Annotated in this window: 27 protein-coding genes; 12 read left to right on the top strand and 15 right to left on the bottom strand. The window is 57.7% G+C overall.

What is annotated here, in order from left to right; all coding sequences use genetic code 11:
• Positions 1–31: 31 nt before the first annotated feature.
• Genes BMY44_RS00285 through BMY44_RS00330 form a run of 10 tightly spaced genes read right to left on the bottom strand, consistent with a single transcriptional unit; the run spans position 32 to position 9963 of the window.
• A complete protein-coding gene (locus BMY44_RS00285; RefSeq protein ID WP_089988849.1) occupies positions 32–829 on the bottom strand; it encodes a transglutaminase family protein in 798 nt (265 codons plus the stop codon).
• Positions 829–1770 carry an alpha-E domain-containing protein gene (locus BMY44_RS00290; RefSeq protein ID WP_089988851.1) on the bottom strand — a complete coding sequence of 314 codons (942 nt, stop codon included), beginning with the start codon at positions 1768–1770 and terminating at the stop codon, positions 829–831. Before BMY44_RS00290 ends, BMY44_RS00285 begins: the two co-directional genes overlap by 1 nt.
• Position 1771: 1 nt before the next feature.
• Positions 1772–3199 carry a circularly permuted type 2 ATP-grasp protein gene (locus tag BMY44_RS00295; RefSeq protein WP_089988853.1) on the bottom strand — a complete coding sequence of 476 codons (1428 nt, stop codon included), beginning with the start codon at positions 3197–3199 and terminating at the stop codon, positions 1772–1774.
• A gap of 42 nt (positions 3200–3241) precedes the next feature.
• Positions 3242–4183 carry an RDD family protein gene (locus BMY44_RS00300; RefSeq protein ID WP_089988855.1) on the bottom strand — a complete coding sequence of 314 codons (942 nt, stop codon included), beginning with the start codon at positions 4181–4183 and terminating at the stop codon, positions 3242–3244.
• Positions 4180–5202 (bottom strand): stage II sporulation protein M, encoded by a 1023-nt coding sequence (locus tag BMY44_RS00305; RefSeq protein WP_089988858.1) that lies wholly within the window; start codon positions 5200–5202, stop codon positions 4180–4182. Before BMY44_RS00305 ends, BMY44_RS00300 begins: the two co-directional genes overlap by 4 nt.
• Entirely contained in the window at positions 5199–6509 is a 1311-nt protein-coding gene (locus BMY44_RS00310) for a DUF58 domain-containing protein (RefSeq protein ID WP_089988860.1), read from the bottom strand. The genes BMY44_RS00305 and BMY44_RS00310 overlap by 4 nt, the downstream gene beginning before the upstream one ends.
• Positions 6509–7465 carry an AAA family ATPase gene (locus BMY44_RS00315; protein WP_089988863.1) on the bottom strand — a complete coding sequence of 319 codons (957 nt, stop codon included), beginning with the start codon at positions 7463–7465 and terminating at the stop codon, positions 6509–6511. The genes BMY44_RS00310 and BMY44_RS00315 overlap by 1 nt, the downstream gene beginning before the upstream one ends.
• A complete protein-coding gene (locus tag BMY44_RS00320; protein WP_131801547.1) occupies positions 7434–8741 on the bottom strand; it encodes a nucleoside/nucleotide kinase family protein in 1308 nt (435 codons plus the stop codon). The genes BMY44_RS00315 and BMY44_RS00320 overlap by 32 nt, the downstream gene beginning before the upstream one ends.
• Positions 8731–9498 (bottom strand): hypothetical protein, encoded by a 768-nt coding sequence (locus BMY44_RS00325; RefSeq protein WP_089988868.1) that lies wholly within the window; start codon positions 9496–9498, stop codon positions 8731–8733. Before BMY44_RS00325 ends, BMY44_RS00320 begins: the two co-directional genes overlap by 11 nt.
• On the bottom strand, positions 9499–9963 hold the full coding sequence (locus tag BMY44_RS00330) for a DUF805 domain-containing protein (RefSeq protein WP_089988871.1): 465 nt from the start codon (positions 9961–9963) through the stop codon (positions 9499–9501).
• A 350-nt stretch (positions 9964–10313) separates the two neighbouring features.
• Here BMY44_RS00330 and BMY44_RS00335 point away from each other — a divergent pair, with 350 nt between their 5' ends.
• Positions 10314–12257, top strand: a complete 1944-nt coding sequence (locus BMY44_RS00335) for a putative bifunctional diguanylate cyclase/phosphodiesterase (protein ID WP_165611757.1) — start codon at positions 10314–10316, stop codon at positions 12255–12257.
• On the opposite strand, the gene BMY44_RS00340 is transcribed toward BMY44_RS00335, so the two are convergent.
• From BMY44_RS00340 to mgrA, 3 genes are read right to left on the bottom strand one after another with little or no spacing between them, the layout of a single operon-like run.
• Complete coding sequence (locus BMY44_RS00340) at positions 12220–12678, bottom strand: DMT family transporter (RefSeq protein ID WP_089988876.1); 459 nt, start codon at positions 12676–12678, stop codon at positions 12220–12222. The genes BMY44_RS00335 and BMY44_RS00340 overlap by 38 nt on opposite strands.
• Positions 12675–13127: a DMT family transporter gene (locus BMY44_RS00345; protein ID WP_089988880.1), complete on the bottom strand. Its 453-nt coding sequence runs from the start codon at positions 13125–13127 to the stop codon at positions 12675–12677. Before BMY44_RS00345 ends, BMY44_RS00340 begins: the two co-directional genes overlap by 4 nt.
• Before the next feature lie 10 nt (positions 13128–13137).
• Positions 13138–14181: an L-glyceraldehyde 3-phosphate reductase gene (mgrA, locus tag BMY44_RS00350; RefSeq protein ID WP_089988883.1), complete on the bottom strand. Its 1044-nt coding sequence runs from the start codon at positions 14179–14181 to the stop codon at positions 13138–13140.
• 204 nt (positions 14182–14385) lie between these two features.
• Here mgrA and rpsD point away from each other — a divergent pair, with 204 nt between their 5' ends.
• The gene (rpsD, locus tag BMY44_RS00355; protein ID WP_089988886.1) at positions 14386–15006 is read left to right on the top strand and encodes a 30S ribosomal protein S4; all 621 of its coding nucleotides are present in this window, start codon (positions 14386–14388) and stop codon (positions 15004–15006) included.
• Between the two features lie 173 nt (positions 15007–15179).
• On the opposite strand, the gene BMY44_RS18125 is transcribed toward rpsD, so the two are convergent.
• Positions 15180–15350: a hypothetical protein gene (locus BMY44_RS18125; RefSeq protein ID WP_165611758.1), complete on the bottom strand. Its 171-nt coding sequence runs from the start codon at positions 15348–15350 to the stop codon at positions 15180–15182.
• Between BMY44_RS18125 and BMY44_RS00360 the strand changes: the two genes are divergently transcribed.
• From BMY44_RS00360 to BMY44_RS00405, 10 genes are all read left to right on the top strand, one after another.
• Positions 15349–16500 (top strand): WD40/YVTN/BNR-like repeat-containing protein, encoded by a 1152-nt coding sequence (locus BMY44_RS00360; protein ID WP_089988888.1) that lies wholly within the window; start codon positions 15349–15351, stop codon positions 16498–16500. The genes BMY44_RS18125 and BMY44_RS00360 overlap by 2 nt on opposite strands.
• A gap of 69 nt (positions 16501–16569) precedes the next feature.
• Positions 16570–17985 (top strand): homospermidine synthase, encoded by a 1416-nt coding sequence (locus tag BMY44_RS00365; RefSeq protein ID WP_089988891.1) that lies wholly within the window; start codon positions 16570–16572, stop codon positions 17983–17985.
• An 86-nt stretch (positions 17986–18071) separates the two neighbouring features.
• Positions 18072–19157: a histidinol-phosphate transaminase gene (gene hisC / locus BMY44_RS00370; RefSeq protein WP_089988893.1), complete on the top strand. Its 1086-nt coding sequence runs from the start codon at positions 18072–18074 to the stop codon at positions 19155–19157.
• Positions 19157–20077 carry a prephenate/arogenate dehydrogenase family protein gene (locus BMY44_RS00375; RefSeq protein WP_207510463.1) on the top strand — a complete coding sequence of 307 codons (921 nt, stop codon included), beginning with the start codon at positions 19157–19159 and terminating at the stop codon, positions 20075–20077. The genes hisC and BMY44_RS00375 overlap by 1 nt, the downstream gene beginning before the upstream one ends.
• Positions 20074–20985 carry an extensin-like domain-containing protein gene (locus BMY44_RS00380; RefSeq protein WP_089988896.1) on the top strand — a complete coding sequence of 304 codons (912 nt, stop codon included), beginning with the start codon at positions 20074–20076 and terminating at the stop codon, positions 20983–20985. Before BMY44_RS00375 ends, BMY44_RS00380 begins: the two co-directional genes overlap by 4 nt.
• Positions 20986–21290: 305 nt before the next feature.
• Positions 21291–24176, top strand: a complete 2886-nt coding sequence (gene ileS / locus BMY44_RS00385; protein WP_089988899.1) for an isoleucine--tRNA ligase — start codon at positions 21291–21293, stop codon at positions 24174–24176.
• Entirely contained in the window at positions 24176–24649 is a 474-nt protein-coding gene (locus tag BMY44_RS00390; protein WP_089988901.1) for a PaaI family thioesterase, read from the top strand. Before ileS ends, BMY44_RS00390 begins: the two co-directional genes overlap by 1 nt.
• Complete coding sequence (locus BMY44_RS00395) at positions 24646–24852, top strand: DUF3253 domain-containing protein (protein WP_089988904.1); 207 nt, start codon at positions 24646–24648, stop codon at positions 24850–24852. The genes BMY44_RS00390 and BMY44_RS00395 overlap by 4 nt, the downstream gene beginning before the upstream one ends.
• Complete coding sequence (locus BMY44_RS00400) at positions 24849–25301, top strand: methylated-DNA--[protein]-cysteine S-methyltransferase (RefSeq protein WP_242650443.1); 453 nt, start codon at positions 24849–24851, stop codon at positions 25299–25301. Before BMY44_RS00395 ends, BMY44_RS00400 begins: the two co-directional genes overlap by 4 nt.
• Positions 25298–26134, top strand: a complete 837-nt coding sequence (locus tag BMY44_RS00405; RefSeq protein WP_089988906.1) for an EamA family transporter — start codon at positions 25298–25300, stop codon at positions 26132–26134. Before BMY44_RS00400 ends, BMY44_RS00405 begins: the two co-directional genes overlap by 4 nt.
• Here BMY44_RS00405 and BMY44_RS00410 read toward each other — a convergent pair.
• Complete coding sequence (locus BMY44_RS00410) at positions 26131–26826, bottom strand: CDP-alcohol phosphatidyltransferase family protein (RefSeq protein WP_089994288.1); 696 nt, start codon at positions 26824–26826, stop codon at positions 26131–26133. The genes BMY44_RS00405 and BMY44_RS00410 overlap by 4 nt on opposite strands.
• Positions 26827–26853 lie beyond the last annotated feature (27 nt).

Genomic DNA, 26853 nt, shown 5'->3' on the forward strand with positions numbered 1-26853 from the left:
ACTGGTCCTTGGAATCTTTGTCCGACAAGGCTTACTGCTGCACCTGCAAAGATACAATCATGGTCTCGTCACCGCTGCCCATGCGCAACCCCGAAATCGGAGCGGCGTCCTGCGCGTCACGCCCGACAGCAAGGCGGACATAGCGTTCGTCCGGGCTGATCCCGTTCGAAATGTCAAAACCCACCCACCCGAGGTCGGGCACATGCGCTTCGACCCAAGCGTGGCTGGCATCCTGATCGACGCGGTCGGTCATATGCAGGTACCCGCTGACATAGCGCGCGGCGATTCCCGCATGACGGGCAGCGGCCAGAAAGATGTGGCTGTGGTCCTGGCAAACACCCCATTGCAGGGTCATCGCCTCTTCTGCGGAAGTGCCTGCGTGTGTTTGGCCCGCCTGATAGGGCACGGCTTCCAGAATGGCGGCAGAGAGGGCGTGCAGCACTTCAGTCGTGACGGGATCGACCGCCGCGATTTTGGCCAGCGGCGCAATCAGCGGTCCGGCTGTCGTCAGTGGCGTTTCTTGTGTAAAGTGCCAAAGCGGGGCGCGACCATAGACCATGCCCAAAACGCCGGCGCGATCCTTCACTTCGACTTCTCCTGTCGCCGTGATCGTCATTTCCTGCGTGTCAATGTCGGCGCTGACCAGATCGACATGATTGCCATAGTGATCGCGGTAACTTGTTTCGATCCGGCCACCATCAATTGATAGGTCCCAACGGATCACCTCTTGCAGCGGGTTGGATTGCGGCCGTAAGCGCACCTTTTGCAGGGCATAGCTGACCGGCTGGTCATAGGTGTAGCGCGTGGTGTGGGTTATCGACAGGGGCATCAGTAATTGAACCTGTATTCTTGCTCGATCTGCTGGCCCAGCATGGCAGCAGCCGAAAGGGCAGATCCAAGGAATTCGTGCAACCCTTCCTCGAAAATCGAGTTGATATCGCGATCTTTCAGGCGTGCATCGAAGGACTTCGCCAGTTGCAGGCTTGCGCTGTCCTCGCCATACTCATCCGCCAGATAGGTCAGGTTCTCGACAAGCTGGCTGGTGCAGAACGCAAGAGAGCGCGGCATGCGCCGGTCAAGGATCAGAAAGTCGGCGATATTGGCCGCGTTATATTCGCCATCGACTGCCCAGCGGAATGACCGGTGGGCCGAGACAGACCGCAAGACCATTTCCCACTGAACGTTGTCCATCCGGCTTCCGACAAAGGATGGAGCGGGCAGCAACGCGTGATATTTCACGTCGATGATCCGTGCCGTATTATCGGCCCGTTCCATAAAAGTACCAAGACGGCAGAAGTCATAGATATCGTTGCGCAGCATCGTGCCATGCAATGCGCCGCGTACCAGTGCGGATTGCTGGCGGATCGTGTTGAGCACATCTGGCAATTCGGCTTCGGGCACTGGATCGCGCAGGATTTCGTCCAGCATCATCCAGGTTTCGTTGACTGCGGCCCAGACCTCGGTTGTCAGCGCCGTGCGGGTCAGGCGCGCATTGTCGCGGGCCGTCTTGATGACGGACCGCACAGCGCTTGGATTGTCGGGATCACGCAGCAGGAAATCCGTTACGCGGGCGCTGTCAAAGCCTTGATGCTTTGATTCATAACTTTGCTGCTGTGCGGCAGTCACAATAACGGATTGCCATTCTGACTCGGGATCGCTGGACCGCGTCAGTGCAATCCGGAAACCTGCTTCGATCAGCCGGGCGGTGTTTTCCGCGCGCTCCAACCCGCGAAACATCCAGTAAAGTCCACCTGCCGTTTTTCCAAGCATCTCAGTCCTCCAGCACCCAAGTGTCCTTGGTGCCGCCCCCTTGGGAAGAGTTCACCACAAGGCTGCCTTCGGTCAGGGCCACACGGGTCAGTCCGCCCGGCGCGATGTTCACACCTTGTGGTGAGACAAGTGCGAAAGGGCGCAAATCGACATGGCGTGGTGCAAGACCGCTTTCAGTGAAAATCGGCACGGTGGACAGGGACAGGGTCGGTTGTGCGATGTAGTTGGCGGGTCTGGCTTTCAGCTTGTCGGCAAAGTCGGCGAGTTCAGCCTTGCTGGCCGCAGGTCCGACCAGCATGCCATAACCGCCCGATCCATGGACTTCCTTGACGACCAACTGCGAAAGATTGTCGAGCACATATTGCAGGCTGTCTGCTTCTGAACAGCGAAAGGTTTCGACGTTTTTCAGGATCGCTTTCTCGCCGGTATAGAATTCGACGATATCGGGCATGTAGCTATAGATCGCCTTATCATCCGCAACGCCGGTTCCGGGAGCATTTGCAATTGTGATATTGCCCGCGCGATAGACATCCATAATTCCGGGGACACCAAGCATGGAGTTGGGATTGAACGTCAGTGGATCAAGGAAATCGTCATCGACCCGGCGATAGATCACATCGATCGTTTTGTAACCGCGCGTCGTGCGCATTGCGATATGCCCGTCAATAACGCGCAGATCGTGTCCTTCGACCAGTTCAACGCCCATCTGATCTGCCAGAAAGCTGTGTTCATAGTACGCCGAGTTATGAATGCCGGGTGTCAGCACGACGACGCAAGGGCGCGACCCGTCGAAGTTCGGCGGTGCCGATGCTTCGAGCGACTCGCGCAGGTTCTTGGGATAGTCGCTGACTCGCTGCACCTTGATCTTGCTGAACAGCTCGGGAAACATCTGGAGCATCGTTTCGCGGTTTTCGAGCATATAGCTGACACCGGACGGCGTGCGCGCATTGTCTTCAAGTACAAAGAAATCATCTTCGCCCGTGCGGACGATATCGGTACCCACGATATGCGTGTAGACGCTGCCGGGTGGGGTGAAATCCATCATCTGCGGCAGGAACGCATCGTTCTTTGCGATTAGATCAATCGGAACAATACCCGCTTTCAGAATTTCCTGACGGTTGTAGATGTCATGCAGGAATGCGTTGATTGCCCGCACGCGCTGATCCACCCCTTTTGACAGTTTCGACCACTCTGCCGCCGACAGGATACGGGGCACGAGGTCGAAGGGAATCAACCGTTCTTCGCCATCTGACTGACCGTAGACATTGAAGGTAATGCCGGAGCGGCGAAAGAAAGCTTCTGCTGCGCGGGCCTTTTGGGCCAGCCGCGCGGTGTCTTGATCCACAATCCAGCTGTTATAGGTGGCATAAGGAGAACGGACGCCGTCATCCGCTGACATTTCACTGAAATGATGATGTTTTTTGCCCATAAACCAAGAAATTACAGAATGGTTAGGAATCTACAAGCGCGGTTATTGCGCGCGGTCGCCGGCCTTGTTGTGGTATTTGTCTTCGCGGCGGTCACCGAACAGTTGGCGGCCCTCAAGATGCGCGCGCTGAGCATTGTAAAACGCCCGCAGGAAAAGCCGAGCGCGGTTTGACTGGATTGGCGCAGTGAAACCGATCTTGCGGGCGATGGTGCGCGTGACATCCTTGTCCCTGTCGATCGCCATCTGATTTGTCGAGCGATCGCGCAGGATGTCTTCCAGGAACTGCAATTCGAATTTGCCGTAGTGTTCCAGATGCGATGGTTCAAAGACAAACTCGTCATCACCGGTGGGCGCAGCCTCTGTCAGTTCTGTTGCCAGCAAGACCTTTGGTTGGCGCACAACGACCGTGCCCGCGATCATGTCGCCAATGCGTTGCTTGTCCTTGGAAAAGATCGGAATCGAAATTGTCACAAGCAGGAACAGGAACATAAAGAACTGGGTCCAGCCGCTTTCCGTTCCAATACCGAACACCAGCCCGATCGGAGTGAAAACCTCGGCTTCTTTCATCAGGTTGCGCACAACCACTTGATGCGGTTCGAGGCGGCGACCGTTCAGGGAAATCACCCGCAGGTTTACCCATTTCTTGCCCAGCGTCCGCCCGTTCCAGACCAATTCCGTCAAAATGTAGTACGGAATGCGCAGCAGAAAGCTAAGCAGCGCAAAGAACGCCATTGCGGTTTCCCACGACATATTCGCGTTCAGAAACACGATGAGGATGGTGACGAACAGGATGCCATAGGTAATCAGCAAATCGAGCATTTGCGCACCCACACGGGCACCGAAATCCGCGCGGCCAAACCCGATCGGCACACCTTCCGGCGGTGTGATCAGCAAGGTCTGCTTTTCCTGCTGTTTTTGATATATCTGGTTGTAATCAGACGCCGTCTTTTGCGCCTGATTCCGGCGGGTTGGTTTGCGGCTCATGCGGTGCGGTCCTCTCCCCGGCCGGCCAGCGTCAACCACAGCACCCACAATGCGCCGATGCCCCAGCCGATGATAAGGCGCAGTTCGGCGGATTGCACGGTCTGGCGGAAAAAGCCTTCGAGAATACCAGCCACAAACAACATGCAGCCTGCAAGGATCAGCAGTTTAGTCGCATCGCGCCCACGTACGCGCAATGCATCGCGCCGGGTCATCTGGCCCGGCATAAGCACCGCCATCCCCAATTGCACCCCACCTGCACAGGCAATGCAGATCGCTGAAATTTCAGTCACACCGTGGATCGACAGCCACGCGATGATGTCATAGCCAAGCCCCGCTTCGACGAAAAGGCCGATGAAGGCACCAAGCACGGTGCCATTGTAGAATGTCAGCAGGAACGATGGGGCCATACAGAAGGCACCCAGCGAAAAGACAAGGATCGCCACCTGTGTGTTGTGCGAAAAGAGATAGGCGGCAAACGCCCCAAGCGAGTTCATGAAGCTTTGGTCGTCATCATAGATGGTTCCGCGCAGGTATTCGACGCTTGCGCCGGGTGTGCGGCCATCTGCAAGGCCGCCGGGAACGAATGTGTAGAACCAGCTGCTGTCCTGCATATATAGGAAGTAGCCAAGCAAGCCGCCCATGATCATCAGGCCAAAGCCGATCACCATCGCGGGCAACGTGCGCCGTGCGGCCTGGGGGATGCCTTTGGTGAAAAGCTTTACGACCAGGTCCTTGACGCCTTCTTGCGGTGCATAGACAACCAGATAGGCGCGGGCCGAAAGGCTTTCGAGATAACCGATCAAAGCACGATCAAGCGAGATTTCACGCGCCACGGACAGTGAATTGACCGTTTGACGATAAAGAGCTGCCAGATCGCGTGCCTCGTCAAAAGACAGGCTTGCCATGCCGCTGCCTTCCACACGTTTGATGAGATTTTCCAGCGCCTTCCAGCTTGCTTCGCGTTCCTTGCGGAACCGGACAGAGCGGAGGTCGGATGTGTTGATTTCACCTTGGGTCATATCATCTCTCGCGCTTTGATATCGAGGTAGGCGGACACCAGTTCAGGCGTCAGTTTATCGGGTGCAATGTCCAGACAGACAACGCCAAGGCGCTGGAGTTCGTCCAGAACAAGCTCGCGTTCCTTTGAAATCTGGGATGCGCTGATGGCCTCGGCGACCTTCGACAGGGTCGGGTCTTCGGGGTTGGTGATCCGATCCAATGCGGGATCACGCATCGCCACGAAGATCAGCAGGTGATGGCGGCTCAGCACAGCCATGTTTTCCACCAGAAGTTCGGCAGTCGTGCTATCCACGAAATCTGAAAACACGACGATCATCGACCGCCGGTTCAAAAGCCCGTTCAAGTGCGCAAGCGCCAAAGTGTGATTGGTTTCCACGCTGGAGTATTTCAAGGCGGCAGCTTCGAACCGGAAGCGGTTGAACGCCACGCGACCGGGTGAGGGCGGAATGAATTGTCTTGGGCGGCTGTCAAAAGCGAAAAACCCGACCTGATCACCGCCTAGCCCGGCGGCCCAAGTTGTCGCAAGTGCGGCGTTGATACCGCGGTCGATCTTCGGCAGACCCTCGATCTCTTCGCGCATCAGATAGCCGTTGTCGATGCACATGATGATCTGGTGGTTTTGTTCGGCGTGCGTTTCGCGCGCGACAAGCCCGCCGTGCCGGGCAGAGCGTTTCCAGTCGATCATGCGCGGGTCCATACCCGTCGTGAACTCACGCAGTTGGTGGAATTCAGACCCTTCACCACGCATCTGTGTTGATTTGATCCCGTAAAGCTCTGCTTGCACCTGCGTCGTGATTTCGCCTGACAAGACAGGCTGGATATTCGGAATTCCCTTGATGTCCGCGTCCAACGGCTTGCGCGATACGATCTCGAACAGGCGGAAACGCGACGGCCAGAACAGCCAGATTTGCTTGAACTTGAACTCTCCCCGTTTGGTACAAGTCAATTCGACTGGTACGTCGACACCGATCTGCAAAGTCAGATCGGGCCAGAAGAACGGGCCAACAACGATTTCTGAGTCATGGTCAAAGCGCATGTCGATGCCAGCGGGAAGGTTGCCCGATTTCGATGTCAGCTTCACTTTTTGCTTGTATTTTTCTCCGACGAACATCTGTTCGGGCGGCATAAAATCAACGCTGATGCTGCGCCCGGTCCGGGTCAGGATCAGATCGCACAGCGCGACGAAGGCCAACACCGCCCAGCCTGCCTGTACCAATGGCGCACCGGCATCCGACGTCATTGCAATGACGCAGGTGACCAGCAACAATCCAATGGCCAGTGTCAGAAGAAGCGGGGACGGACGCATTATCGTGGCGCGTCGATGCGATTGACGATGTTACCCAGAACGTCCTCTGGCGTGCGGCCTTCGATTTCCGCGGTTGGCCCCAGAACGATGCGGTGGCGCATGGCCGGAATGATCAGGGCCTGCACATCATCGGGGATCGCGTAATCACGCCCGTCAATTGCTGCCCGTGCGCGGACGGCACTGGCAAGTGCGTCTGCCGCGCGGGTCGAGGCACCATGCCGGATTTCGGCGTCGTTGCGGGTCGCCCGGATCAGATCGACGATATAATTCAGGATCGTATCGTCCAGACGAATACTGTCGATCAGTGCACGCCCAGCGGCCAGTTTGTCACCAGAAATGGTTTGCTGAATCTGATCGTGACTGTCATCGGCTCCGACAGGCTTGTTGCGGTTGCGCGAAAGGATTTCCAACTCGGCATCCCGATCAGGGAAGTCGACCACCAGTTTGAACAAAAAGCGGTCAAGCTGGGCTTCGGGCAAGGGGTAAGTGCCTTGCTGTTCGATCGGGTTTTGCGTTGCAATAACGAAGAAGTTCTCGCCCAGCGTGTGCGTCTCACCGTCGATCGTTACTTGCCGTTCGTTCATCGCCTGCAGCAAGGACGATTGTGTCTTGGGTGGCGCGCGGTTGATTTCGTCAGCCAGCAGGATGTCGGTAAAGACCGGACCCTTCGTCAGTTTGAATTCGCCTGACTGGAAATTGAAGATATTCGCGCCCAGAACGTCGCCCGGCATCAAGTCTGGCGTAAATTGGATGCGTCCGAAGTTCAGATCCATCGTTTTGGAAATGGTCTTGGCTAGCAGGGTCTTGGCGGTGCCTGGCGGACCTTCCAGCAGGACATGGCCGCGCGCAAAGACAGAAACCATCATTGTTGTGACGATCTCGTCCTGGCCGTAGACGGCACTGCTAATCTCGGTACGGGTCGCGTCAACGAGTTCGCGAAATTCTTCCAAGTTCATCACTTATACTCCGGTAGGATAAATCGAATTGCTGCATGATCTTCGACAGTTCAGCGGGAGAGGTCTCGGCAGTTGTCGATATCATGCGATTGGTGGCGTCCATCAGATTGCCCGCGGATTTCGGGGCGATCTTTGTCAGACGGTTGAAGAGGGCTGCGCGATCTTTGCCAATATTCTTGCCATAAAGATCGCGGGAGAGGTCATTCAGCCTGTTATCAGCGTATTCCGCCAAAAGCGCGTGATCCTGTCCTGTCAGGCGCAATAGATAAGCCTTGGCCGCGATCGACGCTGTTTTTGACGCACCGATCTGGTCCTTGAATGCCTGAATAGGCGGGCCAAAGCGGACAAACCCGCGCCAGGCCGCGATCAGAAACACAGCCGCGACCGATAGCCAGATCAGTGTGAACGGATAGGTGAAGAAACGCGAAACATCCTCTGTCGAGCGCGGGCGCTGTTCGACGTCGCGCGTTTCCTGCCAGCTCAGAAGCAGATCGTCAGATGTGTCGTAGTAGACGACCCCGTCGCCGCTTGCACGCAGGCGCTCCACCAGATCAAGCGCAAACGCGCTGTTTTGTCCAAGCGCCAGACCGTGATTGTTCAACAAATCAGGGTCAGAGAGATAGACCTGATCCATTCCCGTTGGCCCTGTGCAGTTGATGACAAGGTCGCCTTCGGCCACCGTGACCAGCGGCGCGCAATTGCCCCGAACCTGTAGCGGATCAAACAGTTGTGGCCGGTAAAGTGTCACGCTGAATCCCGTGTCCGTGCGCGTCTCGAGAAATTTGACGTCAGGGCGGATCAGCTTCTGTTCTCCCAGTTCCAGCTGTGCCAGCAGGGTCGAAACTTCTTCCATAGGGATCAGAAGTTGCTTATCCGCAAGGCCCAGCATGATAGTGCCGGTTCGCCATTTCGGCAGCAGCACCAGCGTTTCCACATAGCTCAGCTTTTCGTCCAGGACGAAACCGGAAATGTCGCGCTGTGTTGACTGGCGCAACTGCTCTTGACGTGAAATGGCCGGGGCTTGGGTGCGCGTGATGTCGACATCGTAAAGCGGCAACAGCCGCAGATCGACATCCTGCTCGGAAAGCTGCACGCGGCGGTGCGCTTCGATAACCTGCACGTCGTTCGCCCGTAGCCAACTGACAAGGCCCTTCGTGCCGATTGCAGACCGGTCAAGCTGACTGCCGGGTGCCGCACTGCTGATCAGGTAGACCACAAGGATGATAAAGGCGGCGAGCCCGCCAAACAGAAAAATGGTGCCTTTGTTATCGCCCATTGCGGCCTCCTGCATTCAGGATGTCCGCACCGTCGTTCAGGGCGCTTTGGTAACTGTTGTCGTCGATGTCCCGCCCACCGTAGTGAACAAGTTCGGTCTGCATCAAAAGACGGCGAAGTTGCTGGAAGCGCGGCCAGTTCGTGGGCAAACGGCCAAGCGCCTCGCGCTCCGTGTCGGCGCGGCGGAAATGGGTGTCTGTTGCTTCTGCCGCCCGCAAGAGGCAATAGCGTAGCAGCAGGATCAAAGCCTCGCGTCGGTCGCTCATCGCCTTGATCCGGCTTAGCAGGTCGCCTTCAGGAATGTCGTCAGGACGCAGCCCCCAGCTTTCGGTTGGTGTTTTCTTGCGACTGCCGTCCTTGGGTTCGCCGCGCATCAAGGTGCCACCGGCCCCGAATTTCAGGAATAGGAACAGCAGAACAACAAAGAACAACACCACAAAGAAGACGCCGAAACCGCTTCCGCCGAGCGGCAGGTAAATGCCGTCGCGTTCACGTACCGGCTCAGTCGGGCGTGCCGTATCGTTATCGTCGAGCAGATTTCGGGTGGTTTCGTCGACATAATTCAGGTCGGCACGAATGCGGTCGCCCGCGATTGCGTCGCGGTAAGCGTCACCTTGGTCTACCGTCGGCGGGTCGATGTAGGAGATTGCGTTGTCCTGTGCCCGTGCAAGACTGGCCGCGCTAGAAAGCGCAATGAGCAGGGCAAAAAGGACGGGGAACTGACGCACCTGAAAGGTGCGCCAGAAGATCTGCGGCATTTAGTTGAAAACGTCCGCATCGCTGGACCCAAGCGGGTCGGGGCCAAAGTTGTTTGGACCATCTGTGCCCTTGAGAATCGTGATCACAAGGATCGCGATGCTGGCAAGGAAACCAACAAATGGGATCAAGCCGGCGATAATGCCGCCAAGATACCACCAACCGGAAAGGTTGTAGTCGTGAAAGCGGCGTACCGTGACGGAAATCAGCGGCAGGATCATTCCCAGCATCACGATCAAGAAGATGATGCCGAAGATTCCAAGGCTCGCGGCCGCGCCGGGTGCAAGTTCGCCGTTTTGATCGAATGCCCCTGACAGGCCTCCGGTCAATGCCATCAGCAGGACAAGTCCAAGCACGATGAGCAGATAGAACAACTGGAACCACCAGTATTCAGACCGTGGAGCGCGTCCGGAGAACGTCGCGTATTTTTCCCGGAGGCACGTTCTGATTGATTCAGAGAAGGTCATTTCATTTTCCTATGTGATCGTAAAACAAGGTTAAGCGGTTAAGCTAAGATTAAATTATGTCACCGATTTGGCGCTGTTAAGGAATATCCGAAACGCGGGACGGTTGGAACGACATTCTGTGTGAACCATTGCAAAAATATCAACATTTAGCCGTTTTCACCACGATTTTCGAATTTTTTGGGCTATGCACCAATTCTTAGTATTGACCGTGAAGTATGGCGCTCAGCTTGAGTTCCGGGACCTGAATGCACCGCGCCTTTGAAAGCCTGATTATCGAACATGACGCCCGGCTCGTTCTTGCGGCGGTGTGTCTATGCACGCTAGGGGCGGTCTTGGCGACTAGGCTGTTCATGCGGACACGACGGGTTCGCGCGAACAGGCTGGCCTTGCAGATCGGGCTTGCCAGTCTGATTGCTGGTACTTCAGTCTGGGCGACCCACTTCGTTGCGATGTTGGCCTATGATCCGCAGATCAATCACGCCTTTGATCTGATGCGCACCGCGCAATCGCTGCTGATCGTTCTGACAGGTATTGCTCTGTCGTTTCACATCGCCAGCAAGGGTCGCGGTTGGATTTACGTGGTCGCAAGCGGCACGCTGCTCGGTCTGAGCATTTCCAGCATGCACTACGTCGGCATGTCAGCCTATCGCGTCGCAGGAGAGGTCATCCATGATCACGGTTTCATGGTTGCCTCGGTTCTGCTGTCGGCAGTGTTTGGGTGCCTGACGATCCATCGTTTGCTTCACCCGACGACACGCTACTGCTGGATGGGCGGCGCATTCGCAATGGTGTTGCTGACAATCACAGTGCATTTCACCGGTATGGCGGCACTTGAAATCCGGCCCGACCCGTCAGTCCAGATTCCGTTTCAATGGGTGTCAGATACGGTAATGGGCGTCATCGTCATGACTGTCGTGTTATTCCTGTTCCTGATTGGTTTTGGCGGTTTCCTGATTGAAATCAAAATTGCAGAGGAAACGCGCACATTGGTGCGCAATGCGGCACTTTTTGACTCTCTTACGCATCTTCCGAACCGGGCCAATCTGCAAATTTGCCTGAAGGAATTTGCGCAGGACGTCACGCAGAACCTGAAAAAACCGTTTGCTGTTTTGACCATCGATATCGACCGCTTCCGGTTGATAAACGCGCGCATGGGAAACGCAACGGGGGATGCCGTTCTGGACGAAATTGCGTCCCGTTTGCGCTGCTTCGCGCTTTCCGAGGATTTCCTCGCACGGACAAGCAGCGACGAATTTGTGCTGATCAAAACAGGCATGTCGGCCCAGGACTCAGTCGATGCCAGCGCAAGGGCGATCGGCGACGCGCTGACCCAACCGCTCGAGCTGATTTCCGGCCCGTTAGAGGTGACAGTTAGCATCGGTAGCGCCCGCTGCCCGCACGATGCGGCTTTGCCCTATGATTTGCTGCAAAAATCGCAATACGCAATGAAACAGGCCAAGGCCGATCACGATGGCAAGATCTGCCACTATGATGCTGTCATGGATCAAAAAAGCCGCGAACATGATGCGCTCGTTTCTGATCTGCGGAAGGCGCTTGTGAACAACCAGTTCTTCCTGAACTTTCAGCAACAGAACGATATCCGTTCGCGCGATGTTACCGGTTTTGAGGTGCTTTGCCGCTGGCGTCATCCGGTGCGCGGGCTTGTGCCGCCATCTGTATTCATTCCGATCGCGGAAGATTACGGGCTAATTAAAAACCTTGGGATCTGGGTCTTGCGCGAAGCCTGCAATGAAGCCGTGCAATGGGAACATCCGTACCGGATCGCCGTCAACGTCGCACCGCAGCAGCTCTCACAGCCTGATTTTGTCGATCTCGTTGACGATATTCTGGCAACTTCAGGACTGTCGCCCGAACGGCTCGAACTGGAAATCACCGAAGCCAGTATCATCGACGATCAGACCAATGTTCTTGCGGTCATGCACCGCCTGAAAAAGCGCGGCATCAGTATCGCCATGGATGATTTTGGCACCGGTTATTCATCGCTTGCCGCCTTGCAGATCTTTCCGTTCGACAAGATCAAGATCGACAGCAGTTTTATCCGCGATGTGTATTGTGATCCGCAAAAGGCGGCGATCGTACGATCAACCCTGCTCCTTGGCGCGTCGCTCGGTATCCCTGTGCTCGCGGAAGGGATCGAAAACGCGGCAGAGCGGGACTTTCTCGCTCAGGAACGCTGCTGCGAGGCCCAAGGTTTCTTCTTTGGCCATCCCATGGACCGCAATGACGTGCGCGCGATTACGGGTTATGCGGCGGGGTTGCAGCAGGCAGGCTAGGGCGGGGCGCATAGTTGACCCACATGCCCAGCAGGATCAGGGCGACACCGATAACGCGGGCGAGAAGATTACCACCCTGCCCAAGTAACAAATCCAAGAAAACGCCGGACACCATCTGGCCTGCGATGATCAGCATCGCGGTCTGCGCCGCGCCGATCCGCGCGACCAGCCAGCTTGACAATGCGATGAAAATCACGCCGATCGGCCCGCCCAGATAGGCCCACAACGGTGTGTTTGCCGTACCCTCTAAAAAGAGACCGCCGAACGCCAAGGCGATCAGAGTCAGGAAAACAAAACCGACGATGTGGTTCCAGAAAGATGAATGCAGTGCAGAGGTCGACAGGGCGAGACGCCCGTTAATCTGTCGGCTGACCACGACCAGAACGCCTGCGATAAATGCGATTGCTGCAAAGCCGATCATGCCGCGCTACCCAAAAGAACCAGCACAAGTGCGCCGCTCAGGATCAGCGCAAGCGCGACCAGGTCGCGTGGTGTCGGCATATGTTTTGGCATCCCGAACATGCCACGCACGTCTGCCAGCAGACTGAAGGCGACCTGTCCTGCCAGCCCGACTGCAATCGTACCCGACAGAGCGAGGGCAGAATTCATCGCCGCCGATGTCAGCATGACCGTCAGCGCGCCAGAGATCCCGCCGAGATAGGCCCAAAGAGGTACGGGACGCAGATTGGCCTTTGCAGGTCGCAGGATCGCAAGAAAAAGCAGCGCTGCAACCGTCCCTGTCGCATGGGGTACCCAGGACGAAAACAGCAGGCTGCCGTGCACGGCAAGTGTGCCGTTAAACAGGATCATCAAGGTGATCAGCCAGCCCGCACCAAAGGCAGTCGCAAGATACAGGCCCTGCTGGCGCATCACTGCCGGATCAGCCCGGTGCGTTATCAGAATTGGACGACGCCGCCCAAAGATTGATTGCCTCGTCCTGGGCAAGCGCATCAATGGCTTGCAATTCGTCCGCGCTGAAGTCGAGGTTTTTGACCGCCCCGGCACAATCGGTTATCTGGCTGGGCTTGCTTGCACCGATCAGGGCCGTTGTGATCCCGCCATCGCGCAGAACCCATGCAATCGCCATCTGTGCCAGCGTCTGTCCGCGGTTTTCGGCAATGGCGTTGAGTTCGCGGATCTTCGTGATCGCCGCCTCGGTAATAAAGCCTTCTTTCAGCGATTTGCCCTGTGCGGCGCGGCTGTCCTCGGGGATGCCATTCAGATACTTCGTCGTCAGCATGCCTTGGGCCAGCGGCGTGAACGCAATGGACCCAATCCCGAGGTCGCCCAAAGTGTCTTTGAGTCCGTCGGTTTCGACCCAGCGATTGAACATGTTATAGCTTGGCTGGTGGATCAGACAGGGCGTTCCCAAATCGTTTAGGATGGCCGCCGCCTCACGCGTTTTTTCGGAATTATAGCTGCTGATCCCGGCGTAAAGCGCCTTACCCGACCGCACGATCTGATCCAACGCGCCCATCGTTTCTTCCAATGGTGTGTCTGGATCGAAGCGGTGTGAATAGAAGATGTCGACGTAATCCAGCCCCATCCGTTTCAGCGATGCATCGCAAGAAGATATCAGGTATTTGCGGCTTCCCATTTCACCATACGGCCCCGGCCACATCCGGTAACCGGCCTTGGATGAAATGATCAGTTCGTCACGATATCCGCGAAAATCGGTTCTCAGGATTTCGCCGAATGCCTCTTCGGCGCTGCCCGGTGGCGGGCCATAGTTGTTGGCTAGGTCGAAATGCGTAATGCCATGATCAAAAGCGGTCTGGCACATGGCGCGTTTTACATCATGTGGCGTATCGCCACCGAAATTGTGCCACAGGCCAAGTGAAATCGCAGGCAGGTCCACACCCGACCGGCCGCAGCGGCGATAGACCATGTTTTCGTAACGATTTTCGGCGGGGGTATAAGGCATGTCGCAACTCCATCTCTTTGCGCGCTAACATAGCAAAGGGATGCGAAAGCTCCACCGCGATTTCGGCTGTTGACTCCTTATGCTGCACCCTTATAAGCCGCGCATTCATTGGTGTTGGTGGTCCGGGCAACCGGGACCCTGTCGCCGCGGCAAAATCCGCGGAAAGGACAACGCCCTTCGCAAGCAAAAGAAGGAGATCAGCGTATGACTAAACGTACCGCTGCCAAGTACAAAATTGACCGCCGGATGGGCGAAAACATCTGGGGTCGTCCAAAGTCACCCGTCAACCGTCGTGAATATGGCCCCGGCCAGCATGGTCAGCGCCGCAAAGGCAAACTGTCCGACTTCGGCATCCAGCTGCGCGCCAAGCAGAAGCTCAAGGGTTACTATGGCGACCTGACCGAAAAGCAGTTCCGCCGCATCTATGCAGAAGCCGAACGTGTAAAGGGTGACACTGGTGAGAATCTCATCGGTCTGCTGGAGCGTCGTCTCGACGCAGTGGTCTACCGTGCCAAGTTCGTCCCAACTGTTTTTGCAGCACGGCAGTTCGTGAACCACGGCCACGTGACCGTGAATGGCAAGCGCGTGAACATCCCGTCCTACCGCGTCAAGGAAGGCGACGTGATCGAAGTACGTCAGAAGTCCAAGCAACTGGAGCTGGTCCTTGTCGCATCCCAGCTGCCAGAGCGTGACGTGCCTGACTACATGGCCGTTGATCACTCCAAGATGACTTGCGAATTTGTGCGCACACCAACATTGGGCGATGTACCGTACCCTGTCACGATGGAGCCAAACCTCGTAGTCGAATTCTACGCCAAGAACTAATCGGTTCTTGCAGAGATTTCAGAAAGGCCGCGCCTCCGGGTGCGGCCTTTCTTGATTGTGTGCTCGGTTATTCCAAGCCCTTGAATTCTCAACTTGTTTCGCGCGAATCCTTTCTTGTCCTGGATTTCCGGCTCGTAATTAGACGCCAAACGGCCGTCGCTGATGGACGTGATTTAAGTGGCCATCGGGACCCGCTCTGACCCGGCATGATCACCACCGTACCCACGATCTTCTTCCGCTGTCTGTCCGCCGTGTGAGAAATTGCCCGCGCCAATCGGTGACGTTTTCAGGACAGCCAATGCGGCCTTTTGTGGTATTCTTGGCTGAAAAGGGGGGTGTGTCATGCCTATTACGCTTCTGATCGGAACGACCAAAGGTGCATTTTTGGCGACCAACAGCGGTGACCGCAGCGCATGGGAACTAAGCGGCCCGCATTGTGACGGCTGGTCCATCAACCACATGGCAGGTGACCCCGAAACCGGCACGATCTGGGCCGGTGGCGGTGGCGACTGGTTCGGTGCCGGCGTGTGGAAATCGACCGACAGCGGCGCAACATGGACGCTGACAAAGCTTTGCAAAGGCCAGATGGATGACTGGGCGGCGAATGATGCTGACTTTGCGGCGATGATCGGCTGGACCGATACGCCACCTCCGTTTAGTGATGATTTCACACAAATCTGGTCGCTCGCCCACACGTTTGGCACACTATATGCGGGTGCCAAACCCGCATGCTTGCTGAAGAGCACTGATATGGGGCAGACGTGGACCAAGGTCGAAGGTCTGACAAATCATCCTTCTGCAGAAAGTTGGGAAGGGGGCGCAGCCGGTCTGACACTGCATTCCATCGTGCCTGATCCGGCGAATCCGAAAAAATTGTGGGTCGGCATTTCTGCAGCTGGAGTCTTTGCAACAGAGGACGAAGGCCAGACGTGGGAGCGACGCAACCGGCTGTCCAATGCCGAAGCCTGCGCCCATCACGATCACCCTGCTGCCCCTCGCGATGGTGAAACGGGTCACTGCGTGCACAACATGGTGCGGGCCCCGGGCGACAGTGACATCCTGTACCAGCAAAACCATCACGGCGTCTGGCGATCCAGCGATGGCGGACGTAGCTGGGATGACATCAATGAAGGGCTGCCCTCGACATTCGGCTTTCCGATCCGCGTGCATCCCCGCGACCCTGACACGATCTGGACACTTCCGCTGAATGGTGACATGGCCGGACGCTATCCCCCCGATGCAGCCGCCGCGGTCTGGCGGTCGCGCGATGGCGGGCAAAGCTGGGAAGACATGCGCGAGGGGCTGCCGCAGAAAAACTGTTTCTTTACCGTCCTGCGTCAGGGCATGGCGGGCGACACGCAAGATCCGGCGGGACTCTACTTTGGCACCAATTCAGGTTCTGTCTTTGCGACCCGGGATGAAGGGGACAGCTGGAGCGAGGTCGCCGCACATTTGCCCACCGTGTTGTCTGTCGAGGTGATGGAAACAGCCTGACGCCCCCTTTTGCACCGCGCCTGAATCGCCTATCACGTCGCGCAATCGACGCGAGGGAAGGGGCAGCGCATGGCTTATCCACATTACGGCACAATCGACGGCACGATCGTGATGATCGGTTTTGGATCGATTGGCAAAGGCACCTGGCCCCTGATCGACCGCCATTTCGACTATGACCGCGCGAAATTCACCGTCATCGAACCCGACGCAGAAAAGGTCGCGTTTCTGCAGGAACATCAAATCCGCCACCGACAGGTCGCCCTGACACCCGACAACTATCGCGAAATTCTGGGAGAGCTGCTTGAGCCGGGTAAGGGATTCTGCGTCAACCTGTCCGTCGATACCGACAGCCTCGCATTGATGAAATTCTGCCGCGAATTGGGTGTGCCCTATATCGACACGGTCGTTGAACCATGGGCGGGTTTCTATTTCGATACGACCGACAACGCCGAACGCACCAACTATGCGCTGCGCCAGCGCGTGCGTGATGAAAAGGCCGCCAACCCCGGTGGAACGACGGCGGTATCCTGCTGCGGTGCGAACCCCGGTATGGTCAGCTGGTTCGTCAAGGAAGGGCTGCTGACGCTCGCGCGCGATCTAGGTCAGGATGTCGCCGCGCCGACAAATCGCGAAGACTGGGCCAAGCTGATGCAAAAGCTCAAGGTCAAAGGCGTACATATTGCTGAACGCGACACACAGGCGCGCGCCATGCCGCGTCCCCGCGATGTGTTCGTGAACACATGGTCCGTCGAAGGGTTCATCGCCGAAGGTTTCCAACCTGCAGAGCTTGGCTGGGGCACGCACGAAACCTGGACGCCCGACACCGCCCATACCCACGACACAGGATGCCGATCCGCGATCTGGTTTGAACGTCCCGGTGCAATCACGCGGGTTCACACATGGTGCCCCACACCCGGGCCGCAGTTCGGCTTTCTGGTGACCCATAACGAGTCGGTCAGCATTTCCGATTACTTCACCGTCGGCGATCCGGGGGCACCGGAATTCCGCCCAACCTGCCATTATGCCTATCATCCTTGCGATGATGCGGTCCTGTCCCTGCACGAAATGTTCGGGGCCGGTGTGCAGCAGAAAGTGCATGAAATCCTTGATGTGGACGAAATCGTTACAGGGATCGACGAACTTGGCGTTCTGCTTTTCGGCCATGACAAGAACGCGCTCTGGTTTGGGTCACGCCTGTCGAACGAAGAAACGAAAGCACTGGCCCCTTATCAGAATGCGACGGGGATGCAGGTCACCTCTGCCGTGTTGGCCGGGATGGTCTGGGCGCTTGAAAACCCGAACGCCGGGATCGTCGAAACCGACGAAATGGATCACGCCCGCTGTCTCGAAGTGCAGCGCCCTTATCTTGGCCCGGTTGAGGCGCATTACACCGACTGGACCCCGCTTCAGGACCGTTGGGAACATTTTCCCGAAGATATCGACGAAAGCGACCCGTGGCAGTTCCGCAATGTGCTGGCAACCTGAGGCACTTTGTGACCCTGTTTTGTGGGCTCTGGTCATAGCGCGATCTGGCCGATAGAAGTGGCGCACTGCGAGGGGGAAGCTGCTACATGGGACTTCAGATCAAGCCACAACCGGGCATCTTGAACATTGCCCTTTACGAGGGCGGCGCGTCATCTGTTGACGGGCACACTAATGTTCTCAAGCTGTCGTCGAATGAAAATCCGCTTGGGGCCAGCGCGGCTGCCAAGGATGCGTTCCTACGCGCCGGCCATGATCTGCATCGTTACCCTTCGACCGACCATCGCGTCCTGCGCGACGCCATTGCCGAAGTCTGGCATCTGGATGCCGATCGGGTCATTTGTGGCAATGGGTCTGGTGAACTGCTGAAACTTCTTGCCGAAGCCTACGCCGGTACGGGTGACGAGGTGATTTTCACCGAGCACGGGTTTTCGATGTACCCGATCTATGCCCATTCCTGCGGCGCGACGCCCGTCGTCGTCCCCGAAAAAGAACGGGTCACTGACGTCGATGCCATTCTTGCGGCGTGCAACGACAAGACGCGGCTGGTCTATCTTGCGAACCCAAGCAACCCGACAGGCACGATGATCGGGTCCAAGGCCATCGCGCGTCTGGCCGACGGTTTGCCGCCGCAGGCGCTGTTGATCCTCGATGGGGCATATGCGGAATACGTCGAAGGCTATGACGCCGGTGCGAAGCTGGTGGAAAAGCGCGAGAACGTCGTAATGACACGCACCCTGTCCAAGATCTACGGCCTTGGCGGTCTGCGGGTCGGCTGGGCTTATGGTCCGCAAGGTGTCATCGACGTGTTGAACCGGATCAGGGGACCATTCAATTTGTCGGCTGCCGCGCTTGCCGCCGGGGCTGCCGCGATCCGCGATACCGCCCATACCGAACGGTGCCGGAGCGAGAACGCGCGTTGGCGCGAATGGATGGCGCATGGTTTGGCCGAGCTTGGCGTGCTGTCGGATACATCGACCGCCAATTTCATCCTTGCGCGTTTTGCATCCGAGGAAGAAGCAACGGCCTGCGATGAATATCTCAAGACGCAAGGGATCATCGTGCGCAAGGTCGGCGGTTACGGTTTGCCCAATTGTCTGCGCATCACTGTCGGAGACGAGGCATCCTGCCGACGTGTCGTGCATGCGGTCGGTCAATTCAAAGGGGCCCGCTGATGGCGGTGATCTACGAAAAGGTCGCGCTGATCGGTCTGGGACTTATTGCATCATCACTGGCGTGGGGCATGAAACGCGGCGGGCTGGCCGGTGAAATCACCGGGTATGCGCGGTCAGCTGAAACGCGTGACATCGCGCGCGAGATCGACATGTGCACCGTGTGTGACAGCGCGTGCGAAGCGGTCCAGGATGCCGATCTTGTCATCCTTTGCGTACCGGTCGGCGCGATGGACTCCGTCATGGCCGAAATCGCACCATCCCTCAGACCGGGGGCCACTCTTTCCGATGTCGGATCGGTGAAACGTGCGGTCATTTCCGCCGTGTCGCCGCATGTGCCGGACGGGGTCCACTTTATTCCTGCGCACCCATTGGCGGGAACGGAACATTCGGGGCCGCGGTCGGGCTTTGCCGAGTTGTTCGACAATCGCTGGTGCATTATCGTGCCGCCCGAAGGTGCGGACCGCCAGAAAGTCGAGGAGCTTGCCAGTTTCTGGCGTGCTCTTGGGTCAAATGTCGATGAGATGGACGCCGACCACCACGACCTCGTGCTTGCGGTTACATCGCACACACCACACCTGATCGCCTATACGATGGTCGGTGTTGCGGATGATCTGGGTCGTGTGACGGACAGTGAAATTATCAAGTATTCCGCTGCGGGTTTTCGGGATTTCACGCGGATCGCTGCCTCGGATCCAACAATGTGGCGCGATGTATTTTTGACCAACAAGGATGCGACGCTGGAAATTCTGGGGCGGTTCACCGAAGAGCTGTTTGCCCTGCAGCGGGCAATCCGTCGCGGTGACGGCGAACACCTGCATGACTATTTTACCCACACCCGGGCAATTCGGCGTGGTATTATCGAGGCAGGGCAGGATACGGCCGCACCGAATTTCGGTCGGACAACAGGGGGGAAAACATGACACGTTTCTTTGTGGCGCTGGCGCTTTGCGCTTTGGGCAGTTCTGCGCTTGCGCAGGATCAGGTTCGCCCGCAAGCACGTCCATTGGCCACCGAAGCGATCAGCACCCGCACATCACCCATCAGCCTGCCGACACGACCTCTGGCCCGACCTGCGGCGATACTGGCCTTCGCGCCAAGTGCCGTCCCGCTGTCCGAGAACCTGCGCCCCACGGCCCGTCCCTTCCTGCGCCCGGAGCTTGCCCACGGTGCGCAGACGCAACCGCAATTGCGCGCCGAACGAAACCTTTTCGCTTTCAGCCCGACCGCACCGGTTGATTCCCTGCGTCCGATTGTGCGCCCCGCCGCCTTTGTCGTGCGTGCCGAACAGCAGCGTGTTGCGGCCGTACGCGGGCAGGTTTGCGGCAACCCACAAATCCAGGGCAAAGTGCTTGGTGCCGTGCCGGGCCGGGGTGCCTGCGGGATCGACCAAGGCGTACAGGTCCGGTCAGTCAGCGGGGTCGCCCTGTCACCGGCGGCGACAATTGATTGCCGCACGGCCGGTGCGTTGAACAGATGGGTGCGCAACACGGCCCGCCCAGCTGTCGGTGACATCGGTGGAGGAATCTCAAGCTTGCGCGTTGTGTCCCATTATTCTTGCCGGAACCGCAATTCGGCGTCTTCGGGACGTCTGTCAGAGCATTCCTTTGGCCGCGCGATCGATATTGCGGGGATCCGCACGAAATCAGGGCGGGAAATCACAGTGCTGACCGATTGGGGGCGTGGTGCGGCTGGCGCGGCCTTGCGTCAAATGTGGCGCGGTGCCTGCGGACCCTTCGGCACTGTATTGGGCCCGGAAGCAAACCGCTATCACCGCGACCACTTTCATTTCGATACCGCGCGGTATCGCAGCGGAAGCTACTGCCGCTAAGCGGTGCGCTTGCGCGCATTTCCTTTCATAACCTGCTTGTCAACGCGCCGCCTGAAATACCTGTCGGTGCCTGTTGTGCTTGCGGACCCTCCGGGGGAAGTTTGATTGGACAAAGAAAGAGGGGTTGCATGCCGCTGCTGACCCTTGTCGCCTTGGGTTTGTGTCCCTATAACGCGCGTCATGATGTATTTGCGGGTCATGCGAATTATTTCCCCGGCGCTCTGACGCGAGCTGCCGGGCAAAGGTGTTGAGCCACTCGCACCGTTCCTCATCCCAGATTCGAAGACTTCCAAAGGACACTCGAAATGTGTGCCGACACCCCTGAGTACAAAGACACGCTGAACCTGCCACGCACCGATTTTCCGATGCGCGCCGGATTGCCAAAGCGCGAGCCTGACTGGCTGGCGCGCTGGGAAAAGATCGGCGTTTATGATCGCTTGCGCGCCAAGCATGACCGCCAGAGCTTTACGCTGCATGACGGTCCGCCTTATGCGAATGGTCATCTGCACATCGGCCATGCGCTCAACAAGATCCTGAAGGATATGGTCGTTCGCTCGCAGCAGATGATGGGCAAGGATGCCCGGTATATCCCCGGTTGGGATTGTCACGGTCTGCCGATCGAATGGAAGATCGAAGAGCAGTATCGCGCGAAAGGGCAAGACAAGGACGACGTTGATATCGTTGAGTTCCGGCGTGAATGCCGTGAGTTCGCCGAAGGTTGGGTGGACATCCAACGCGAAGAATTCAAACGCCTCGGCGTTCAGGGAAACTGGGATGATCCGTATCTGACCATGAATTTTCATGCAGAACGCGTGATCGCTGCGGAGTTCCAGACGTTTCTGATGAACGGCACGCTTTATCAGGGTTCCAAGCCCGTGATGTGGTCGCCCGTCGAAAAGACTGCGCTGGCCGAGGCAGAGGTCGAGTATCATGATCGTCAGACTGATGCGATCTGGGTAAAGTTCCCGGTCGTTGCAGGAATGGACGGTGCGACCGTCCTGATCTGGACCACCACGCCCTGGACCATCCCGCAGAATCGCGCCGTCTGCTTTGGCCCAGAGATCGCATACGGGCTTTACGAGGTTGTCGCCACGCCCGATGAATGCTGGGCCGCTGTCGGTGACACCTATGTTGTGGCGGATGCGCTGGCCGAAAGCGTCTTCAATGCGGCACGCCTTGAGGATGGGATGGTCAATCGGTTGCGCGATGTGTCCGCAGAAGACCTGTCGGGCCTGAAGTGCGCGCATCCGTTGCGTGCTGCCGAAGGGGCCAGCGGCGAGTGGGATTTTGATGTTCCGCTTTTGCCGGGCGATCATGTCACCGACGATGCCGGCACGGGTTTCGTTCACACCGCCCCGTCCCACGGTGATGACGACTATGCGATTGGGGTCAAGCACGGTCTGCAGATGACCTATAACATCATGGATGATAGCTCTTTCCGGGCTGACCTGCCATTCTTCGCCGGAGAACAGGTGATCACGCCGAAGGGCAAGCCTGGCGGTGCCTCGCCGATGGTGATCAAGAAGCTGGTCGAGGTCGGTGCATTGCTGGCACGCAAGCGCATCACGATTTCCGATGCGCATTCCTGGCGTTCCAAGGCTCCTGTCATCCGATTGAACCGCAACCAGTGGTTCGCGGCCATCGACAAACCTGTCGGTGACGGGCAGGACACCTATGGCACCACGATCCGTGAACGTGCCCTAACTTCCATCGATCAATTGGTCACATGGACTCCGCAACGCGGCCGCAACCGCCTGTATGCCATGATCGAACAGCGCCCCGACTGGGTGCTCTCGCGCCAGCGCGCGTGGGGCGTGCCACTGACCTGCTTTGTCAAAAAGGGTGCATTGCCAACGGATGATGATTTCCTGCTGCGCAATGCCGAAGTCAATGCACGTATCCTGGAGGCCTTCGAGGCCGAAGGAGCGGATGCGTGGTATGCTGACGGTGCCAAGGCCCGTTTCCTAGGCGATGCTGTTGAACATGAGTCTTACGAACAGGTGTTCGACATCCTCGATGTCTGGTTTGATTCAGGGTCCACACACGCTTTTGTCTTGCGCGACCGTGAAGACGGGTCCGATGACGGGCTGGCCGACCTTTATCTGGAAGGCACAGACCAGCACCGGGGTTGGTTCCATTCATCGATGCTCCAAGCCTGTGGCACCATCGGTCGCGCGCCTTATCGCGGCGTACTGACCCACGGGTTCACGCTCGACGAGAAGGGCATGAAGATGTCCAAATCGCTTGGCAACACGATCGTGCCTGAAAAGGTGGTCCAACAATACGGTGCGGATATTCTGCGCCTGTGGGTGGCCCAGACTGATTACACCAACGACAGCAGGATCGGTCCGGAAATCCTGAAAGGCACGGCGGACAGCTATCGCCGCTTGCGCAACACGATGCGTTTTCTTTTAGGCTCGCTGAGCGATTTCACCGAAGCTGATCGCGTTCCCGCTGACGACATGCCGGAACTGGAACGCTGGGTGCTGCACCGCCTTGCCGAGATCGACGGGCAGGTGCGTGCCGCCTACTCCGCCTATGATTTTCAGGGCGCGTTCCGCGCGGTCTTTGATTTCGCAACGCTTGATCTGTCAGCCTTTTACTTCGATATCCGCAAGGATGCCTTGTATTGCGATGGCGATACCTTGCGCCGCCGCGCAGCCCGCACGGTGCTTGACATCCTGTTCCATCGTCTCACGACGTGGCTGGCTCCGATCCTTGTCTTCACCATGGAAGAGGTCTGGCTGGAGCGGTATCCGGGCGATGACACATCCGTGCATCTTGAGGATTTTGCAGATGTGCCGACGGGCTGGCAGGATGATGCGCTGGCCGCGAAATGGGCGACGGTGCGTCGCGTGCGCCGCGTCGTGAACGGTGCACTCGAAGTTGAGAGGACTGCCAAAGTCATCGGTGCATCGCTTGAAGCGGCCCCGATCGTCTATGTTGGCGACGCTGTCGCCGAAGTCCTGAAAACGGTGGCTTTTGACGATCTATGCATCACGTCCGGCATTCATGTCAGCACCGACGTGGCTCCAGCCGATGCGTTCCGACTGGAGGACGTTGCGGATATTGCCGTTGTCTTTGCGCGGGCTGACGGCGAGAAATGCCAGCGGTGCTGGAAGATCCTGCCGGATGTGGGCAGCCATGAACATGCCGGGGTTTGCAGCCGCTGTGATGAGGCTTTGGCCTGATGGACGTTTTGGACCCTGACGCAATCGCAAGACTGCGCGCGGGGTTCGAAGCGCAGGCGGTCATGCGTACCTTGGGTGCCGAAATCGATGAAATCAGGGCGGGACGGGTGGTCTTGACCATGCCGTTCCGTACCGACCTGACACAACAGCACGGATTCATGCACGCCGGGATTATCACCACAGTGCTTGATAGTGCCTGCGGGTTTGCGGCCTTTACCTTGATGGATGAAGGGGCAGAGGTGCTGACAGCAGAATTCAAATCATCTTTCGTTGCACCCGCGCGAGGAAACACGTTCCGCTTCGAGGGAGACGTGATCAAATCCGGGCGCACGCTGACGTTTACCGAAGGCATGGCTTTTGGCATCGCTGACGGTCAGGACACCCTAGTCGCGACGATGAGTGCGACCATGATGGCTGTGCGCAACCGTCCGGGCGTTAACGCGTTACATGTGATTCCAGGATTGCAGCCATGATTACTGCGCGATTGGACGCCGTGCGCCCCGGTGCCACGATTTGCCCGTCAGATGTCGCGCGGGCGCTTTCATCGGATTGGCGTCCCCTGATGGCTGACGTGCGACGCGTGGCGGCGGACATGGCCACGGTGCGCGCGACGCAAAAGGGCTGTGACGTGGATCCTATCACCGCCCGCGGGCCAATCCGTCTGGGCCGGGCGTGAACGTACTGATCGACAGCCCTGTCGGCCCTTTGGGGTTCGATGCGACGGACGAGGCCGTTACAGCGTTGCACTGGGGCCGTGCCGGAAATCTTTCTAATGGCGATCTTGCGGCGCAATTGCGGACCGAACTTGGTGCATATTTTGCCGGTATGCGACGCGGATTCACCGTGTCTGTCGCGCCGCGAGGCAGCGATTTTCAGCAGGCGTTCTATACCGCGCTTTGTGCGATCCCCTACGGCGAAACCCGCACCTACGGCGATCTTGCGAGTGCATTGAACGTGTCCGCGCAGGCGATCGGACAGGCCTGCGGGGCCAACCCGCTTGCCATTCTCATTCCATGCCACCGCGTCCTTTCGGCGGAAGGGCTAGGTGGCTATTCCGGCGCGGGCGGGATCGAAACGAAGGTTGCATTGCTGCGCCTTGAAGGCGCAGCGGGGCTATTGATTTGAGCCTGTTCGTCTTTTTTGCCGTGCTGGGGGCCGCGTTGCTGCATGCGGGCTGGAATGCGATCATCAAGACCGGCGGAAACAAGCAGACCACGATGATGATCTTTACCGTCTGGCAGGGGTTGATCGGTTTGCTGGCGCTGATGTGGTTTCCGCTGCCCACGCCGGAGGTCTGGCCGTGGCTGATCGCCTCCGGTGTGATCCACATGTTCTATCAGCTTTTTCTGGCCTACGCCTATGAACAAGGCGATTTAAGCCGGGTCTATCCGATCTCGCGCGGGTCAGCCCCGTTGATTGTACTTGTCGTCGGTGCGGTACTGCTCGACGATATCGTCACACCTGTCGAATACCTTGGTGTCGCCGTTCTTGGTCTTGGCATCGTGACCATGGCCAGCGGTGCGTTTTCATCTGGTGAAAACCGCAAGCTGATCCCGTATGCACTGGGCGCGGCCTGTGCCACGGCGGGCTATACGCTGGTGGACGGGATCGGGGCACGGATCAATGGTAATCCGTTTGCTTATGTCGGCTGGATCCTGTTCATGTCGGGCATTTTTTTCATTCCGGCGGCATTTGCACTGAAAGGCTGGTCTGTCGCTGTGGCCCCATGGGCGGTCTGGCGACGCGGAATCATACCTGCAGGCGCATCGCTTGCGGCCTATGCGATTGTTGTCTGGGCGATGACGCAGGCACCCATCGCACTGGTGGCCGCACTGCGCGAAACGTCAATCCTGTTTGCGGTGCTGATTGGCTGGCTTGCGTTTGGCGAGAAGATGAACGTGACCAAGGCGCTCGCCGCGTTGCTGATCGTCTGCGGCGTCATCCTGACGCGGATCTAGCCTTCCTTGCCGTACATAACCTGCTGCGCGGCTCCGGCCCCCAGAAGATAGATCGACGTCAACATCAGACCCCAATGCGCCCAGCTTGCCGGATCGAAGTCGACCCAGGCAGCCCAGCCCGCAAAGAATGTCCAGGCAAAGGCCATCGGTAGTGTGATGGTCCGCCAACGCTCCGTGCGTGTCGGATGCACGAATTTTATGGGAAGGAACATGGCAATGGCCAGCACGATGACAAGCAGCAGACACGTGAACCAACCGGGTGAGAGCGCAAACAGCACAAGCACCAGCATGTTCCAGCAGCCCGGAAAGCCGGAAAAGGAATAATCCTTTGTTTTCATGCGCGTATCGCAAAAATACATGGCCGAAGCAAAGGTGATCACGATAATAGCAACCCAGCCAGACCAACCGTCCATGAGCCCCGATTTGTAAAGCGCGAACGCTGGGATAAAGACATAAGTCAGATAGTCGATAATTAGATCAAGCAATTCACCGTCAAAGATCGGCGCATTTGTTTTTACATCGTATTTGCGCGCCAGTGGGCCATCGATCCCGTCCACGAAAAAGGCAACGACCAGCCAGAGGAACATCAAGCTCCAGTCTTCCTCGACAGCGGCAAGCATGGCCAACATTGCGAAAACGGCACCGGTTGCTGTCAGCAGATGAACGCAAAGGGCTTTCTGGGATAACGTCATTGCAGTGTGATGGCCCAAATATTCAGC

Origin of the sequence: Cognatiyoonia koreensis, from assembly GCF_900109295.1 — a bacterium.
GTDB lineage: Bacteria > Pseudomonadota > Alphaproteobacteria > Rhodobacterales > Rhodobacteraceae > Cognatiyoonia > Cognatiyoonia koreensis.